This window comes from Sinomonas atrocyanea (assembly GCF_030812675.1).
Lineage (GTDB): Bacteria > Actinomycetota > Actinomycetes > Actinomycetales > Micrococcaceae > Sinomonas > Sinomonas atrocyanea_B.
Map to the genome: position 1 here is coordinate 207,081 of NZ_JAUSTE010000002.1, position 16,147 is coordinate 223,227.

Consider the following 16,147-nt stretch of genomic DNA (forward strand, 5'->3'; position numbering starts at 1 on the left):
GAGGCCGCCATGGCTGTCCGCCGCAGGATCGCGCACGACGCCGGGCGCGCCGCCGTCGCTGCCTGGCTCGCCGCACGCCGGGGCCACGCCGCCGCCGGGGGGAACGCCTCGGGCGAGGCCGCGGCGGAGGGCGGCCAGGCCGGCGTCGTCCGCGGCGCCGTGGACCGGCAGACGACCGCCACCGCGGTGCGCTACCTGCTCGAGGAGCTCGCGGAGCGGGCCCCCGGGAACTCGGTCGAGGTGCGCGTGCCGCCGTTCGGGGTGGCGCAGTGCGTCGAGGGTCCGCGGCACACGCGCGGGACGCCCCCGAACGTTGTCGAGACGGATGCCGAGACGTGGCTCGCCCTCGCCACCGGCACGCTGGAGTGGCCCGGGGCCGTCGCCTCCGGCCGGCTCACGGCCTCCGGGATCAGGACGGACCTGAGCGAGTTCCTGCCGCTCGCGTAGCTACCCCCGGCCTACGAAGGGCATGCCCGCGGCGGTGATGAGCAGGGTGCCGACGCTGGCCTCTGCCGGGAGCGAGGCCATGAAGGCCACGGCCGCGGCGGCCTCCTCGACGGCGAAGGTGGGCTCGACCCGGCGCGAGCCGTCCGCCTGGAGGGCGCCCTCGCCGACGCCCACCGTGTAGTTGAGCTGCTCGACGAGCTCGGTGCGGGTGTTGCCGATGTCGATCTGCCCGCACGTGATCCCCCACGGCCGCCCGTCGAGCTCGATGCTCTTGGTCAGGCCCGTGATGGCATGCTTCGTGGCCGTGTAGGCGACGGACCGCGGCCGCGGCGAGTGCGCCGAGATCGAGCCGTTGTTGATGATCCTGCCTCCCTGCGGCTCCTGGGCCTTCATGGCCCGGAACGCCGCGGCCGCGCACAGGAAGCTCCCGGTGAGGTTCACGGCCACCGTGGACTCCCATGCCGCAGGGTCGATCTCGCCGACATCGCCGGAGGGGCCGAACGTCCCGGCGTTGTTGAACAGCACGTCCACGCGCCCGAACGCCTCGACGGCGTCCGCGAAGAGCCGCTCGACGTCGGCCGGCACGGTGACGTCGCAGGGCACCACGAGCGCGGCCGGGGCCGCCCCCGCCGTCTCCTCCAGCGGCGCCCGCCGCCGGCCCGCGAGGGCCACGCTCCACCCGTCGGCGAGGAGCCGGCGGCCCACGGCCCGGCCGATCCCGCTGCCGGCCCCGGTCACCACGGCGACGCCGGGTGCTTCGCGCTTGCTCATTGCTGCCTCCATTCCGTCATGGACTTGACGCGCGTCACGTCCACAGGCCACGCTAGTTTCACATTACAGTATTTCTCTTCCGCTATATGGAATATAGCCATCGGGCGGAGGAGCGGCGGGGACGTCCCGCCGACGCTCGACGCGCGGCACCAACGCGCGCAGAAGGAGGTTGGCCGTGCTCACGTCAGAGCCTACCCAGCAGTTCCTCGGCGGCGCCGGGGCCGCCGTGGACCGCGACCCGGAGGAGACCGCCGAGTGGATCGAGTCGTTCGACTCGCTCGTGGCAGAGCGGGGCACCGAACGGGCCCAGTTCATGGTCAAGAACATCCTGCAGCGGGCGGGCGCGCAGAGCGTCGGCGTGCCCATGGTCCACACCACGGACTACATCAACTCGATCCCGGCCGACCAGGAGCCCGAGTACCCGGGCGATGAGGAGGTCGAGCGCCGCTACCGCGCGTACATGCGCTGGAACGCCGCGATCATGGTCCACCGGGCCCAGCGCCCCGGCATCGGGGTCGGCGGCCACATCTCGACCTACGCCGGCGCGGCCACGCTGTACGAGGTCGGCTTCAACCACTTCTTCCGCGGTAAGGACCACCCCGGCGGCGGCGACCAGGTCTTCTTCCAGGGCCACGCCTCCCCCGGCATGTACGCCCGGGCGTTCATGGAGGGCCGCCTGTCCGAGGAGGACCTCGACGGGTTCCGCCAGGAGAAGTCCAAGGAGGGCCATGCCCTCTCCTCGTACCCGCACCCCCGCCTCATGCCTGCCTTCTGGGAGTTCCCGACCGTGTCCATGGGCATCGGCCCCATGAACGCGATCTACCAGGCGCAGTCGAACCGGTACCTGCACCACCGGGGGATCAAGGACACCTCCGACCAGCACGTGTGGGCCTTCCTGGGCGACGGGGAGATGGACGAGCCCGAGTCCCGCGGCCTGCTCCAGCTCGCCGCGAACGAGAACCTGGACAACCTCACGTTCGTGGTCAACTGCAACCTCCAGCGGCTGGACGGGCCGGTGCGCGGCAACGGCAAGGTCATCCAGGAGCTCGAGGCCTTCTTCCGCGGCGCCGGCTGGAACGTCATCAAGGTCATCTGGGGCCGCGAGTGGGACTCGCTGCTCGCCCACGACGACAACAACCAGCTCGTCAAGATCATGAACGAGACGCTCGACGGCGACTACCAGACCTACAAGGCCGAGTCCGGCGGGTTCGTCCGCGACCACTTCTTCGGCAGGACCCCGGAGACCAAGGAGCTCGTGGCCGACTACACGGACGAGCAGATCTGGAACCTCAAGCGCGGCGGCCACGACTACCACAAGGTCTTTGCGGCCTACAAGGCGGCCACCGAGTTCAAGGGCAAGCCCACGGTCATCCTGGCGAAGACGGTCAAGGGCTACGGCCTGGGCCCGCACTTCGAGGGCCGCAACGCGACCCACCAGATGAAGAAGATGACGCTGGGAGACCTCAAGGACTTCCGCGACTACCTGCGCATCCCCATCTCGGACGAGCAGCTCGAGGCCAACCCGTACGAGCCCCCGTACTACCACCCGGGCTTCGACGCCCCGGAGATCCGCTACCTCCTCGCCCGGCGTGCCGAGCTCGGCGGCCCGGTCCCCGAGCGGCGCAAGGAGCACCGCGCCGTGCCCCTTCCCGCAGAGAAGGCCTACGCGATCGCCAAGCGCGGCTCGGGCAAGCAGCAGGCGGCCACCACGATGTCCTTCGTGCGCCTGCTCAAGGACATCATGCGCGATGCGGACTTCGGCCAGCGGATCGTCCCGATCGTCCCCGACGAGAGCCGGACCTTCGGCATGGACGCGTTCTTCCCCACGGCCAAGATCTACAACCCCAAGGGCCAGAACTACCTCTCAGTGGACCGCGACCTCGTCCTGGCCTACAAGGAGTCCCCGGCCGGGCAGCTCATCCACCCCGGCATCAACGAGGCCGGCGCCGTCGCGGCGTTCACCGCGGCCGGCACCGCCTATGCGACCCACGGCGAGCCGCTCGTGCCCGTCTACGTCTTCTACTCGATGTTCGGCTTCCAGCGCACCGGCGACGCCTTCTGGGCAGCGGCGGACCAGATGGCCCGCGGGTTCGTCATCGGCGCCACCGCCGGCCGCACCACGCTCACCGGCGAGGGCCTCCAGCATGCCGACGGGCACTCCCCCCTGCTCGCCGCCACCAACCCGGCCGTCGTCACCTACGACCCGGCCTACGGGTACGAGATCGGGCACATCGTGCGCGCCGGGCTCGAGCGCATGTACGGCGGCAAGCACCCGCAGCCGAACGTCATGTACTACCTCACGGTCTACAACGAGCCGATCGTCCAGCCGGCCGAGCCGGAGGGCCTCGACGTCGACGCGCTGCTGAAGGGCATGCACCGGCTGACGTCCGACGCCGCCTCCGGCCTCGCCGCCGATGCTCCCCGCACGCAGCTGCTCGCCTCGGGCGTCTCGGTGCCCTGGGCGCTCGAGGCGCAGCGGATCCTCGCGGAGGACTGGGGCGTGGCCGCCGACGTGTGGAGCGTGACGAGCTGGAGCGAGCTGCGCCGCGAGGGCCTCGCCGCCGAGGAGCAGGCCTTCCTGCACCCCGAGCTCGAGGCACCCACCCCGTTCGTCACCCGGCAGCTCGCGGACACGTCGGGCCCGGTCGTGGCCGTCACGGACTACAACAAGTCGGTCCCGGACCAGATCCGCCAGTTCGTCCCCGGCGACTACGCCGTGCTCGGCGCCGACGGCTTCGGCTTCTCGGACACCCGCGCCGCCGCGCGGCGGTTCTTCAAGATCGACGCGCACTCCGTGGTGGTGCGGGCGCTGCAGATGCTCGCCCTCCGCGGCGAGGTCGACGCCGACGCGCCGCGCCAGGCGTTCGAGAAGTACCGCCTGCTCGACGTGAACGCCGGCACGACCGGGAACGCGGGAGGCGAGAGCTAGACCCTTCCCGCAGCACGGCCGGCAGGCGCCGGCCCACACGCTGCCCCCGCACCGTCCCCTGGGGCCTGGTTGGACGGTGCGGGGGCCGGCGGCCGATCCACAGGTGGCCGCCACCGGGCGGCCCTCCTCGCGCAACGGGAGGGCCGCCGTCGTCGTGTCGGGCGGCCGCCTCAGACGTGCCAGCGGGGCCCCGCCTGCCGCCCGGGGCCGGGCCGACGGCCGAGGTGCATCACAGCGCGCACGAAGGCGACCAGCTGGGCCAGGATCCCGATCAGGGCGCCCACGATGCCGAGCACGAGCAGGACGCGGACCAGGAGGGCCCAGTCGGGCGCCCCGCCGGGAAAGGCGAACGGGAACACGTTCCAGACTCTGACTGTGGCCACGATCCCGAAGACGAGCACCACGATCTCCCCGACCGCGCGGAGTGCAGGGGTGCCGGCCACCAGGTAGACGGCGTTGGCCACGAGCCCCGCGATCCAGGCGGCATTGACCGCCCCTATGACCTCGGAGGCCTGGGGGGTCACGAACGGCACGGCCCACCAGCCCGGCCAGACATTCGCGGCGTAGAGCAGGACGCCGATCACGACGATCGACGGGACGGCGCCCTCGCGCCCCGTGCTCCTCCGCTCAGCCCGCTCCATGGCCCCATCACATCCTTCTCCCCGCCGCCGCGCGAGAGGCTTTCGTCCCGGGCGCCCCGAAACGGCAGCGGCCCCGCTCCCGGAGAGGGAGCGGGGCCATTCGGCCGGTGAGCGGCGGGGCTGGAGCCGCGGAGGCCCGGGTCAGCGCCCCAGGAACCAGTTCAGCACGGGGACGCGCGCGGCCCAGCCGCGGCGCTCCCCCTCACGGGCGGGCCGGAGCGCCAGATCCGGATCGATGTGCGTGACCTTCGGGATGTAGCGCTCGGCGGGCTGCTGGGCGAGGCGGGACGCCTCCGTGGCAGATGGACGCGCGACGGTCGTGCTGGTGGACATCTCTCTCCCCTTTCCGGGCTCCTGGTCGGCGATCATGCTCGCAGCTCCTCCTCGTGGGCTGGCTCCGCAGAGCGCGGCACTTTCCACCCTTGGTTCTTCCACTTCGTGGAAGAATTTTATTGATATATGGAATTCTACCGGGATACCAGAGAAGGGGTCAAGAGCTGCAGCCCCACAAGACGACGAAGCGGGGGCGCGCCGCGGACGGCGCACCCCCGCTTCGGGTGCAGGTCAGCCGGGCGCCCTCCGCGGGCGCGCCGGCTCAGGTCCGATTGAGCTCGGCCGAGATCTTCGCGGCCGCCTCGCGCAGGAGCGGCACGGCCCGCTCGCCGAACGACTCGTCGACGCGGGACACGGGGCCCGAGACGGAGATGGCCGTGGGCGTCGGGGCGTGGGGAACGGCCATGGAGAAGCAGCGCACGCCGATCTCCTGCTCCTGCTCGTCGATCGCGTACCCGCGCGCCCGGATCTTGTCGAGGTCGGACAGCAGCGACTCGATGTCGCCGAGGCTGTAGGCGGTCGGCGTCGGCATGCCCTGGCGCGCCACGATCGAGCGGACCTGCTCGTCGTCGAGCTGGGCGAGGATGGCCTTGCCGACGCCGGTGTCATGGGTATGGGCGCGCCGGCCCACCTCGGTGAACATGCGCATCGCGTGGGGCGAGGGGACCTGGGCGACGTAGATGACCATGTCCGAGTCGAGGACGGCCATGTTGGCGGTCTCCCCGAGCCGCTCGACGAGCATCGCGAGCTGCGGCGCCGCCAGGGCCCCGAGCTGCTTGTTCGCGCCCTCGCCGAGCCGGATCAGCCGCGGGCCGAGCGCATAGCGCCGGTTGGGCAGCTGGCGCACGTAACCGAGGCTCACGAGTGTCCGGAGGAGCCGGTGGATCGTGGGCAGCGGGAGTTCTGTCGAGGACGAGAGCTCGCTGAGGGTGACGTCGCCGCCCGCATCCGTGATGAGCTCGAGGAGCTCGAAGACCCGCTCGACGGACTGGACGCCGCCGGACGCCTTCTCTGCCATAGTTCCCTCCTGGGTGCCGCCGGACCTGTTCCGGCAAAAATTATCCGCATCCCGGAAACTTGCGGCATTTCCACGATACCCCACCCGGCACTCGCCGACTAGGCAGGCGCAGATCCCGAGCTCGGTACTTGTTTTTCCAAGATACAGAGAATAATATCCGTAGTACGGAAAAAGAGCCACTGAGGCGTATGCCTCCCGATCCAAGGACGATTCAATGGCGAGTCCCAGCCCCGGCAACTCCATCACCCTGCGCGTGGATGCCCCCAGCCGCATCAGCATCACGAGCGAGCTCGCGGCCGCCGTCGCGGCGGCCGGCGCGCCCGTCACTGCGCTGGACATCAGCGAATCCCACCACGATCAGCTCGTGGTGGACATCACGTGCAACACCACGTCCGAGCAGCACGCGGAGCAGGTCGCCGCAGCGCTCGAGGCCCTCGACGGCGTGACCGTCCGCAAGGTGTCCGACCGCACCTTCCTCATGCACCTCGGCGGCAAGCTCGAGGTCGTCCCGAAGGTTCCCCTCCGCAACCGCGACGACCTCTCGCGCGCCTACACACCCGGCGTCGCCCGCGTGTGCCGCGCCATCGCCGAGAACCCCGACGACGCCCGCCGCCTGACCATCAAGCGCAACACGGTCGCGGTGGTCACGGACGGCACCGCGGTGCTCGGCCTCGGCGACATCGGCCCCGCAGCCGCCCTTCCCGTGATGGAGGGCAAGGCCGCGCTGTTCAAGCAGTTCGCCAACGTCGACGCGTGGCCCGTCTGCCTCGACACCAAGGACACCGAGGAGATCATCCGGATCGTCAAGGCCCTCGCCCCCGTCTACGGCGGCGTGAACCTCGAGGACATCGCCGCGCCGCGCTGCTTCGAGATCGAGGCCCGCCTCCGCGAGGAGCTCGACATCCCGGTCTTCCACGACGACCAGCACGGCACCGCGATCGTCACGCTCGCGGCCCTCGTGAACGCCCTCAAGATCGTCGAGAAGGACATCGCGGACGTCCGCATCGTCGTCTCCGGCGTCGGCGCGGCCGGCAACGCGATCATCCAGCTCCTCAAGGCCCAGGGCGCCCGCAACATCATCGCGTGCGACCGCAAGGGGGCCATCCACCGCGGCCAGCAGCACACGGATGCGCACCGCGTGTGGATCGCGGAGAACACGAACCCGGAGGCCTTCTCCGGCACGCTCATCGAGGCACTCAAGGGCTCGGACGTGTTCATCGGAGTCTCGGCCCCGAACCTGTTCGGGCCCGAGGAGGTGGCCACGATGGCCGAGAAGGCGATCGTCTTCGCGATGGCCAACCCGGACCCCGAGACCGACCCGGTCGCTGCCGCGGACCACGCCGCCGTCGTCGCCACCGGCCGCAGTGACTTCCCCAACCAGATCAACAACGTCCTCGCGTTCCCGGGCGTCTTCCGCGGCCTGCTCGATGCTGGCGTGGCAGACATCACCCCTGAGATGCTGGTGGCCGCGGCCCGGGCCATCGCCGCCCGCGTCTCCGACGAGGAGCTCAACCCCAGCTTCATCGTCCCGAGCGTGTTCGATCCGCACGTCGCCCAGGACGTCGCCGCCGCCATCGTCGCGGCCGTGCAGGCGTAGTTCCCCAGCTGCAGAACAACCAGGCCCCAGGGAGAGACCCGGATACCGGGAGAAGGAGGATGGCATGGCCATCACTGTGACCGACCACGCGCCCATCGCGCGCGCCGACGAGATCCTCACCGCCGAGGCCCTCGCCTTCGTCGAGGAGCTCCACAGGCGCTTCGCCGCCGAGCGCAACGCCCGGCTCGAGGCGCGCAAGGCCCGCCGGGCCGAGGCCGCGAGCACCGGCAGGCTAGATTTCCTGCCCCAGACGGCCGAGATCCGTGCCGGCGACTGGAAGGTCGCCCAGGCCCCCGCGGCGCTGCAGGACCGCCGTGTCGAGATGACCGGCCCGGCGAGCCCGGCCAAGATGGCGATCAACGCCCTCAACTCCGGCGCCAAGGTCTGGCTCGCGGACATGGAGGACGCCTCGAGCCCGCTGTGGGCCAACGTGGTCGACTCCGTCCTCAACCTGCGCGACGCCGCCACCGGCTCCCTCTCCTACACCTCCCCCGAGGGCAAGGAGTACCGCCTCCGCACGGACGCGCCGCTCGCCGTCGTCGTGACCCGCCCGCGCGGATGGCACATGGAGGAGCGGCACGTGCTGGTCGACGGCGAGCCCGCCGTCGGCGCCCTCGTGGACTTCGGCCTGCACTTCTTCCACGTCGCCAAGGCCCTCATCGCCTCCGGCCGCGGCCCGTACTATTACCTGCCGAAGATGGAGAGCCACCTCGAGGCCCGCCTCTGGAACGACGTCTTCGTCTTCGCCCAGGACTACCTCGGCATCCCCCAGGGCACCGTCCGCGCCACCGTGCTGATCGAGACCATCCCGGCCGCCTTCGAGATGGACGAGATCCTCTACGAGCTCCGCGACCACGCCTCGGGCCTCAACGCGGGCCGCTGGGACTACCTGTTCAGCATCATCAAGTTCTTCCGCGACGCCGGCGAGAAGTTCACCCTCCCGGACCGCGCCTCGGTGGCCATGACCGCGCCGTTCATGCGCGCCTACACGGAGCTCCTCGTGCAGACCTGCCACAAGCGCGGGGCGTTCGCGATGGGCGGCATGGCCGCGTTCATCCCGAACCGCAAGGAGCCGGACATCACGGCCGCGGCGATCGAGAAGGTCCGCGCGGACAAGACCCGCGAGGCCACGGACGGCTTCGACGGCTCGTGGGTGGCCCACCCCGACCTCGTGCCGACCTGCCGCGAGGTGTTCGACTCCGTCCTCGGCGACAAGCCGAACCAGGTGGACCGCCAGCGCCCCGAGGTCTCGGTCACCGCCGACGACCTCCTCGACGTCTCCTCCGCCTCCGGCGAGGCCACCGAGGCCGGCCTGCACCTCAACCTCTACGTCGCGGTGGCCTACACGGCGGTGTGGCTCTCGGGCAACGGCGCGGTGGCGATCCACAACCTGATGGAGGACGCGGCGACCGCCGAGATCTCCCGCTCGCAGGTGTGGCAGCAGATCCACAACAAGGTGGTCCTCGCCGACACCGGCAACGCCGTGACCCGCGAGCTCGTCGAGCAGATCCTCGCCGAGGAGACCGAGCGCCTCCGCGGCGAGGTCGACCCGAAGATGTTCGCCAAGTTCTACGAGCCGGCGAGCCGCCTCATCGCGGACATCTGCCTGTCCGAGGACTACACGGACTTCCTCACCACCCCGGCCTACGAGCTGGTGGGCTGATGAGCGAGCCCCGCGCGGCCCTGGGCCTGACGGCCCGAGTGCTCGACGACACCGACCTCGCCCGCATCGACGCGAGCCTCGCGGACACCGACCGGCTGCTCCACGAGGGCTACCCCGGTGACTCGGGGACCCGCCAGCCCGTCCACACGGTGTACGTGCCCGCCGACCGCGTCACTGTGCAGCTCGCTGCAGAGTGGGGCGCCGCGGCGCTCGCCGCCGCGGACGAGGTCGGCGGACTCGAGGCCCTTGCCCGCCGCGTGGGGCTCGCCCCCGACCTCGCCGCCCAGATCGCCCCCAGGGTCGAGGCCAAGCTGCGCACCGAGCCCATCGAGGACCTCCGGATCGACTTCGAGGACGGCTACCTCGCCCCCGCCAGGGCGGCGAAGGCGGGCGGCGACGCGGAGGGGACGGAGGACGCCGAGGCGGTCCGGGCGGCGGACGGCGTCGCCGACGCGCTCGCGGCTGCGGCCAGCGGCAAGGGAACTGCCACGCCGTTCGTCGGCATCCGCTTCAAGTGCTTCGAGGAGCCCACCCGTAGGCGGGGCCTGCGCACGCTCGACCTGTTCGTGGCCCGCCTCGTGGCCCGCCTCGGGACCGAGGGCCTCCCCGAGGGCCTCATCCTGACGCTGCCCAAGGTCACCACGGTCGACCAGGTGAAGGCGATGGTGTTCGCGCTCGAGCGCCTCGAGTCCTCCCTCGGACTCGCCCGGGGCCGCCTCGGCTTCGAGGTCCAGGTCGAGACGCCCCAGCTGATCATCGGTCCGGACGGCTCGCACCCGGTCGCACAGCTGCCCCACGTGGCAGACAAGCGCATCACCGCCCTGCACTACGGCACCTACGACTACTCGGCGTCGCTGCAGATCGCCGCGGCCTACCAGTCGATGGAGCACCCGGCCGCGGACTTCGCCAAGGAGGTCATGCAGCTGGCCGTCGCCGGCACGGGCATCCGCCTCTCCGACGGCTCGACCAACATCCTCCCGCTCGGGGACGCCGACCAGCGCCTGGCGGCGTGGGAGCTGCACGCGCGGCTCGTCCGCCGCTCCCTCGAGCGCGGCTACTACCAGGGCTGGGACCTCCACGCCCACCAGCTGCCCACCCGGTACATCGCCACCTACGCGTTCTACCGCGAGGGTCTCGATGCCGCCACAACCCGCCTGCGCAACTATGTGCAGCAGACGGTGGGCGCCGTCCTCGACGAACCGGCGACGGCCCGGGCGCTCGCGGCCTTCGTGCTCCGCGGCGTCCAGTGCGGGGCCGTCGGCGCCGACGAGGTCCTGGCCTCGACCGGCCTGGGCGAGCTCGAGCTCACGCACCTGGCGCACCCGCGGCTGGCCGAGACGCATCCGGCCGCCGCCCCGAACTGACCCAAGGAAGGGACTCATGGGCAAGTACTACTACCCCGAAGGCGGCCTGCCGCCCCAGACGCACCTGACCACCGAGCGCGCCATCGTCACCGAGGCGTACACGGTCATCCCGAAGGGCGTCCTGACCGACATCGTCACGAGCAACCTCCCGGGCTTCACCAACACCCGCTCGTGGATCATCGCCCGGCCCATCTCAGGGTTCGCCACGACCTTCTCGCAGCTGATCGTGGAGATCAGCCCGGGCGGCGGCGCCCCCAAGGCCGAGTTCGAGGCCGGCGTCGAGGGCGTCGTGTTCGTGGTCAAGGGCACCGTGAACCTCACCCTGGGCGGCGAGGTCCACGAGCTCGGCGAGGGCGGCTACGCCTACCTGGCCGCCGGCGACGCGTGGGGCCTCGAGAACGTCTCGGACGACATCGTCTCGTTCCACTGGGTCCGCAAGGCGTACGAGCGGCTCGAGGGCTACGAGGCCAAGAGCTTCGTCACCTCGGACGCCGAGGTCGCTCCCCGCGAGATGCCGAACGTGGACGGCGTGTGGAAGACGACCCGCTTCGTCGACCCCGAGGACCTCGCGCACGACATGCACGTGAACATCGTGACGTTCCAGCCCGGCGGGGTCATCCCCTTCCCCGAGACCCACGTCATGGAGCACGGCCTCTACGTCCTCTCGGGCAAGGCCATGTACCTGCTCAACAACGACTGGGTCGAGGTCGAGGCCGGCGACTTCATGTGGCTGCGCGCGTTCTGCCCCCAGGCCTGCTACGCCGGCGGCCCGGGCGAGTTCCGCTACCTCCTGTACAAGGACGTCAACCGCCAGGTGAAGCTCACCTGAGGCTCTCCTCGCACCACCCTTGAGCACGACGGCGCACTCCGCCGCCCGTGCCCCTTGAGCGCGACGGCGCTGGTCTGCCTGGCACTGAGCCGGCCGGCGCCGTCGTATCCACTCCCGGGCCCCCGGACGCTTCGAGCGACCGGGGGCCCGGTGATGCATTGACCGCCCCTCCCCCTCCGTTTCGGGTACGCATCTCGTCGCCGATCCGGCGTTCCGGGTACGCATCTCGTCGCCGATCCGGCGTTCCGGGTACGACAGCAGTGATGCAGTGCCGCCGTCACCGAGGGGCAGGGAGGCGAGGGGCGGCCTCGTGCGTCCGCTCCGCGCACCCGGAATGCGCAGAACCCGACGAGATGCGTACCCGAGACGGGCAGAACCCGACGAGATGCGTACCCGAAACGGGTGGACGGGAGGGCGGCCCGGAGCGGGGTGGGCGGGTCAGCCGCCCCGGCCCGAGCCCTCGACGGCCTCGGAGGCCCCGTCGTCGACCACGGGCGCCCTGTCGTCGTCGTCCTGGGGGGCGTCCTCCTGGTTCTGCGGCCTCCAGCTCAGGTGCACGCAGGCGCCGCCCTCCTCCGCCTCGATGCGCATGACGATGTCCTGGTCGATCAGGTGCTGGTGATCGAGGTAGCTGCGGTCGGCCTGTGCGGACTCGAGCAGCCGCTTGAGGGCGACCGCCATCGCGCGCCCCCAGTCATGCGGATCCTTGCTCGATGCGTGCTCCATTGCTCTGTACGTGACCATGTCCCCATCTTTCCCCGAGGTCGCCTCTGTTAACCAGAGCCCGAGGACTCATCCCCATCTGGTATCCAAAAGAGTTGACCGCGGTCACACTCGCGCCCTACACTTTCATTCAGAGAGAATTTATTTCCACTATCTGAAATACAGTGGACCGATCGAGAGGGACCCGACGATGACCTACACGGTGAACTGCTCCATCCTGCTGACCGAGCTGCCCCTGCTCGAGCGCCCCGCCGCCGCGAAGGCCGCAGGCTTCGACGCCGTGGAGTTCTGGTGGCCGTTCAGCGAGGCCGTGCCCGCGGACAAGGACGTCGACGCCTTCATCGGCGCCCTCGAGGACGCGGGCGTGGCGCTCTCCGGGCTGAACTTCTTCGCCGGCGACATGCCCGCCGGGGACCGGGGCCTCGTCTCGTGGAAGGGCCGCTGCGGCGAGTTCAAGGACAACATCGACGTGGTGGTCGGCATCGCCGAGCGCACCGGCACCAAGGCGTTCAACGCCCTCTACGGCAACCGCCTCGACGGCTTCACCCCCGAGGAGCAGGACGAGCTCGGGCTGAAGAACCTCGTCGCGGCCGCCCAGGGCGTCGCCAAGGTCGGCGGCACGGTCCTCCTCGAGCCGGTCTCCGGCACCCCGGCCTACCCGCTCAAGACCGCGGCCGACGCCCTCGCCGTGATCGCCAGGACCCAGGACGCCGGCGTCGAGAACGTCAAGCTCCTCGCCGACTTCTACCACCTCGCGGTCAACGGCGACGACGTCGCCGCCGTGATCGAGGAGCACGCCAAGGACTTCGGCCACATCCAGATCGCCGACAACCCCGGCCGCGGCGCCCCCGGCACCGGCAGCCTCCCGCTCGGCGAGTGGATCAGCCGCTCCCGCGAGCTCGGCTACACCGGCTACATCGGGCTCGAGTACAAGGCGCCCCGGGCCGAGGCCTTCAGCTGGGCCATCCGTCCCGTCGCCTGACCGGCCGCCCCACCCCTTCCAGAGACTTCAGGAGAACAGCATGAGCAACGTCGCAGTCATCGGCCTCGGCATCATGGGCCTCCCCATGGCCATCAACCTCGTCAAGGCCGGCCACGCCGTCACCGGCTACAACCGCAGCGAGGACAAGGTCAACAAGCTCGCCGCCGAGGGCGGCACGGGCGCCAAGAGCATCGCGGAGGCCGTCAAGGACGCCGAGGTCATCATCACGATGGTCCCGGACTCCCCCGACGTCGAGGGCGTCGTCAGCGGACCCGACGGCGTCTTCGCGAACGCCCCGAAGGGCGCGCTCTGGATCGACGCGTCCTCGATCCGCCCCGACGTCTCGGGGCGCCTGGCCGCCGACGCCCGCGAGGCCGGCATCCGCCCCCTCGATGCCCCCGTCTCCGGCGGCGAGCAGGGCGCGATCGACGCCGTCCTGTCCATCATGGTCGGCGGCGAGAAGGCGGACTTCGAAGCCGCCCTGCCGATCCTCGAGGCCGTCGGCCGGACCATCGTCCACGTCGGCCCCTCCGGCTCCGGCCAGACCGTCAAGGCCGCGAACCAGCTCATCGTCGCCGTGAACATCCAGGCCCTCTCCGAGGCCGTCGTGTTCCTCGAGGCCTACGGCGTGGACACCGACGCCGCGCTCAAGGTCCTCGGCGGCGGCCTGGCCGGCTCGAAGGTCCTGGACCAGAAGGGCCAGAAGATGCTGGACCGCAACTTCGACCCCGGCTTCCGCCTGGCCCTGCACAACAAGGACCTCGGCATCGTCACCTCCGCCGCCCGCGAGGCCGGCGTGGTGGTCCCGCTCGGCGCCGCGGTCGCCCAGCTCGTCTCGGCCCTCGTGGCCCGCGGCGACGGCGGCCTCGACCACTCGGGCCTCTTCAAGCTCACCGCCGAGCTCTCCGGCAAGAGCTGACCGCCGACGGCGACCACTCGCCGTCGTGCGTCCCGCACCAGCGGCGCGCACCCACAGACAGCCGGCCCCGGGCGCGCAACCTCGGGGCCGGCCCCTTTCCCCGCCTCTTCCACCCCACCTCACCACCAAGGAGCTTCCGACATGGCAAAGATGCGCACTGTCGACGCGATCGTGGCCATCCTCGAGAAGGAGGGCGCCACCGAGGCCTTCGGCCTGCCCGGCGCCGCGATCAACCCCCTCTACTCGGCCATGAAGGCCCACGGCGGCATCCGCCACACCCTCGCCCGCCACGTCGAGGGCGCCTCCCACATGGCGGACGGCTACTCCCGGGCCAAGGCGGGCAACATCGGGATCTGCCTGGGCACCTCGGGCCCCGCGGGAACCGACATGATCACGGGCCTCTACGCCGCGCAGGCCGACTCGATCCCCATGCTGTGCTTCACGGGCCAGGCTCCCGTGGCCAAGCTGCACAAGGAGGACTTCCAGGCCGTGGACATCGAGTCCATCGCCAAGCCCCTGACCAAGATGGCCATGACCATCCTCGAGCCCGGCCAGGTTCCCGGCGCGGTGCAGAAGGCGTTCCAGCTCATGCGCACCGGCCGCCCCGGCCCCGTGCTCCTGGACCTGCCGTTCGACGTGCAGATGGCCCAGATCGAGTTCGACATCGACGCCTACGAGCCGCTGCCCGTGCAGAAGCCCCGCGCCACCCGGAAGCAGGCCGAGAAGGCACTCGACATGCTCACGGCCGCCCAGAAGCCGCTCATCGTGGCCGGCGGCGGCATCATCAACGCCGACGCCGCCCCGGCGCTCGTGGAGCTCGCCGAGACCCTCAACGTGCCCGTGGTGCCCACGCTCATGGGCTGGGGCGCGATCCCGGACGACCACCGCCTCATGGCCGGCATGGTGGGCCTGCAGACCTCCCACAAGTACGGGAACGCGACGTTCCTCGAGTCCGACTTCGTGATCGGCATCGGCAACCGCTGGGCCAACCGCCACACCGGCTCGGTGGAGAAGTACACGGCAGGGCGCACGTTCGTGCACGTGGACATCGAGCCCACCCAGATCGGCCGCGTGTTCTCCCCCGACTTCGGCATCGTCTCCGACGCGGGCGCCTTCCTCGAGGAGATCCTCGAGGTGGCCCGCGAGCGCAAGGCCGCCGGCTCGCTGCCGGACTACAGCGCCTGGGCCGCCTCGGCGCAGGACAAGCGCGGCCGGATGCAGCGCAAGACCCACTACGACAACGTGCCGATGAAGCCGTTCCGCGTCTACGAGGAGATGAACCGCGCCTTCGGCCCGGACACCACCTACGTGACCACGATCGGCCTGTCCCAGATCGCCGGCGCCCAGATGCTGCACGTGTTCGGCGCCCGCAAGTGGATCAACGCCGGCCAGGCGGGCCCGCTGGGATGGACCGGCCCGGCCGCCCTGGGCGTGGTGCGCGGCAAGCCCGGCGAGACCGTGGTGGCCCTCTCGGGCGACTACGACTTCCAGTTCATGATCGAGGAGCTCGCCGTCGGCGCGCAGTTCCAGCTGCCCTACATCCACGTGGTCGTGAACAACTCCTACCTGGGCCTCATCCGCCAGTCCCAGCGCGGCTTCGAGATGGACTACCACGTCTCACTCGCGTTCGAGAACATCAACTCCGAGGACGCGGGCACCGCGGCCGGCTACGGCGTGGACCACGTCAAGGTGGCCGAGGGCCTGGGCTGCAAGGCCATCCGGGTCGAGCACCCGGACGACCTCGGGCCGGCCTTCGAGAAGGCCCGCGCCCTCATGGCCGAGTACAAGGTCCCCGTGGTGGTCGAGGCGATCCTCGAGCGCGTGACCAACATCGCCATGGGCACGGAGCTGGACAACGTGGTCGAGTTCGAGGACCTCGCCGAGCGGCACGAGGACGCCCCGACCGCCATCGTGGCGCTGCTGGACTGAGG

At 70.8% G+C, this 16,147-nt stretch carries 13 protein-coding genes and 1 pseudogene; 9 read left to right on the top strand and 5 right to left on the bottom strand.

The annotated features are described in order from the left end of the window. Positions 1–9: 9 nt before the first annotated feature. The gene (locus J2W20_RS04735; RefSeq protein ID WP_307005048.1) at positions 10–447 is read left to right on the top strand and encodes a sterol carrier family protein; all 438 of its coding nucleotides are present in this window, start codon (positions 10–12) and stop codon (positions 445–447) included. Here the strand turns inward: J2W20_RS04735 and J2W20_RS04740 are convergent, their stop codons facing one another. Continuing rightward, positions 448–1,218, bottom strand: coding sequence for an SDR family oxidoreductase (locus J2W20_RS04740; protein WP_307005050.1), 771 nt, complete (start codon positions 1,216–1,218; stop codon positions 448–450). It abuts the gene before it with no gap. 175 nt (positions 1,219–1,393) lie between these two features. Between J2W20_RS04740 and aceE the strand changes: the two genes are divergently transcribed. Then, positions 1,394–4,147 carry a pyruvate dehydrogenase (acetyl-transferring), homodimeric type gene (aceE, locus tag J2W20_RS04745; RefSeq protein ID WP_307005052.1) on the top strand — a complete coding sequence of 918 codons (2,754 nt, stop codon included), beginning with the start codon at positions 1,394–1,396 and terminating at the stop codon, positions 4,145–4,147. Positions 4,148–4,317: 170 nt separating this feature from the next. Here the strand turns inward: aceE and J2W20_RS04750 are convergent, their stop codons facing one another. The 3 genes from J2W20_RS04750 to J2W20_RS04760 form a co-directional block, all read right to left on the bottom strand. Beyond that, on the bottom strand, positions 4,318–4,788 hold the full coding sequence (locus J2W20_RS04750) for a hypothetical protein (RefSeq protein WP_307005054.1): 471 nt from the start codon (positions 4,786–4,788) through the stop codon (positions 4,318–4,320). Between the two features lie 141 nt (positions 4,789–4,929). Continuing rightward, the gene (locus tag J2W20_RS04755; RefSeq protein WP_307005055.1) at positions 4,930–5,121 is read right to left on the bottom strand and encodes a hypothetical protein; all 192 of its coding nucleotides are present in this window, start codon (positions 5,119–5,121) and stop codon (positions 4,930–4,932) included. 262 nt (positions 5,122–5,383) lie between these two features. Next, a complete protein-coding gene (locus tag J2W20_RS04760) occupies positions 5,384–6,139 on the bottom strand; it encodes an IclR family transcriptional regulator (protein WP_307005056.1) in 756 nt (251 codons plus the stop codon). Between the two features lie 214 nt (positions 6,140–6,353). Between J2W20_RS04760 and J2W20_RS04765 the strand changes: the two genes are divergently transcribed. The 4 genes from J2W20_RS04765 to J2W20_RS04780 all read left to right on the top strand — a co-directional run bounded on the left by J2W20_RS04765 (position 6,354) and on the right by J2W20_RS04780 (position 11,592). Then, on the top strand, positions 6,354–7,736 hold the full coding sequence (locus J2W20_RS04765) for an NAD-dependent malic enzyme (protein ID WP_307005058.1): 1,383 nt from the start codon (positions 6,354–6,356) through the stop codon (positions 7,734–7,736). Between the two features lie 64 nt (positions 7,737–7,800). Continuing rightward, positions 7,801–9,399 (top strand): malate synthase A, encoded by a 1,599-nt coding sequence (gene aceB, locus J2W20_RS04770; protein WP_307005060.1) that lies wholly within the window; start codon positions 7,801–7,803, stop codon positions 9,397–9,399. After that, a complete protein-coding gene (locus J2W20_RS04775; RefSeq protein WP_307005062.1) occupies positions 9,399–10,763 on the top strand; it encodes a DUF6986 family protein in 1,365 nt (454 codons plus the stop codon). Before aceB ends, J2W20_RS04775 begins: the two co-directional genes overlap by 1 nt. Positions 10,764–10,779: 16 nt before the next feature. Beyond that, entirely contained in the window at positions 10,780–11,592 is an 813-nt protein-coding gene (locus J2W20_RS04780; RefSeq protein ID WP_307005063.1) for a bifunctional allantoicase/(S)-ureidoglycine aminohydrolase, read from the top strand. Positions 11,593–12,030: 438 nt separating this feature from the next. On the opposite strand, the gene J2W20_RS04785 is transcribed toward J2W20_RS04780, so the two are convergent. Further along, positions 12,031–12,336 (bottom strand): hypothetical protein, encoded by a 306-nt coding sequence (locus tag J2W20_RS04785; protein WP_307005065.1) that lies wholly within the window; start codon positions 12,334–12,336, stop codon positions 12,031–12,033. 169 nt (positions 12,337–12,505) lie between these two features. Here J2W20_RS04785 and J2W20_RS04790 point away from each other — a divergent pair, with 169 nt between their 5' ends. The 3 genes and pseudogenes from J2W20_RS04790 to gcl all read left to right on the top strand — a co-directional run bounded on the left by J2W20_RS04790 (position 12,506) and on the right by gcl (position 16,145). Beyond that, positions 12,506–13,297, top strand: a complete 792-nt coding sequence (locus J2W20_RS04790) for a hydroxypyruvate isomerase family protein (protein ID WP_307005068.1) — start codon at positions 12,506–12,508, stop codon at positions 13,295–13,297. Between the two features lie 25 nt (positions 13,298–13,322). Next, positions 13,323–14,216 (top strand): annotated as a pseudogene (locus J2W20_RS04795) (2-hydroxy-3-oxopropionate reductase); the annotation flags it as partial. 141 nt (positions 14,217–14,357) lie between these two features. Further along, entirely contained in the window at positions 14,358–16,145 is a 1,788-nt protein-coding gene (gcl, locus tag J2W20_RS04800) for a glyoxylate carboligase (RefSeq protein WP_307005070.1), read from the top strand. Positions 16,146–16,147: the final 2 nt, after the last annotated feature.

Bases quoted from the DNA above. Each gene is read 5' to 3' on its own strand.
- gcl (WP_307005070.1), top strand. From the start codon at position 14,358: ATGGCAAAGATGCGCACTGTCGACGCGATCGTGGCCATCCTCGAGAAG.
- J2W20_RS04750 (WP_307005054.1), bottom strand. From the start codon at position 4,788: ATGGAGCGGGCTGAGCGGAGGAGCACGGGGCGCGAGGGCGCCGTCCCG.
- J2W20_RS04735 (WP_307005048.1), top strand. From the start codon at position 10: ATGGCTGTCCGCCGCAGGATCGCGCACGACGCCGGGCGCGCCGCCGTC.
- J2W20_RS04785 (WP_307005065.1), bottom strand. From the start codon at position 12,336: ATGGTCACGTACAGAGCAATGGAGCACGCATCGAGCAAGGATCCGCAT.
- J2W20_RS04780 (WP_307005063.1), top strand. From the start codon at position 10,780: ATGGGCAAGTACTACTACCCCGAAGGCGGCCTGCCGCCCCAGACGCAC.
- J2W20_RS04775 (WP_307005062.1), top strand. From the start codon at position 9,399: ATGAGCGAGCCCCGCGCGGCCCTGGGCCTGACGGCCCGAGTGCTCGAC.
- J2W20_RS04755 (WP_307005055.1), bottom strand. From the start codon at position 5,121: ATGTCCACCAGCACGACCGTCGCGCGTCCATCTGCCACGGAGGCGTCC.
- J2W20_RS04790 (WP_307005068.1), top strand. From the start codon at position 12,506: ATGACCTACACGGTGAACTGCTCCATCCTGCTGACCGAGCTGCCCCTG.
- J2W20_RS04760 (WP_307005056.1), bottom strand. From the start codon at position 6,139: ATGGCAGAGAAGGCGTCCGGCGGCGTCCAGTCCGTCGAGCGGGTCTTC.
- aceB (WP_307005060.1), top strand. From the start codon at position 7,801: ATGGCCATCACTGTGACCGACCACGCGCCCATCGCGCGCGCCGACGAG.
- J2W20_RS04740 (WP_307005050.1), bottom strand. From the start codon at position 1,218: ATGAGCAAGCGCGAAGCACCCGGCGTCGCCGTGGTGACCGGGGCCGGC.
- J2W20_RS04765 (WP_307005058.1), top strand. From the start codon at position 6,354: ATGGCGAGTCCCAGCCCCGGCAACTCCATCACCCTGCGCGTGGATGCC.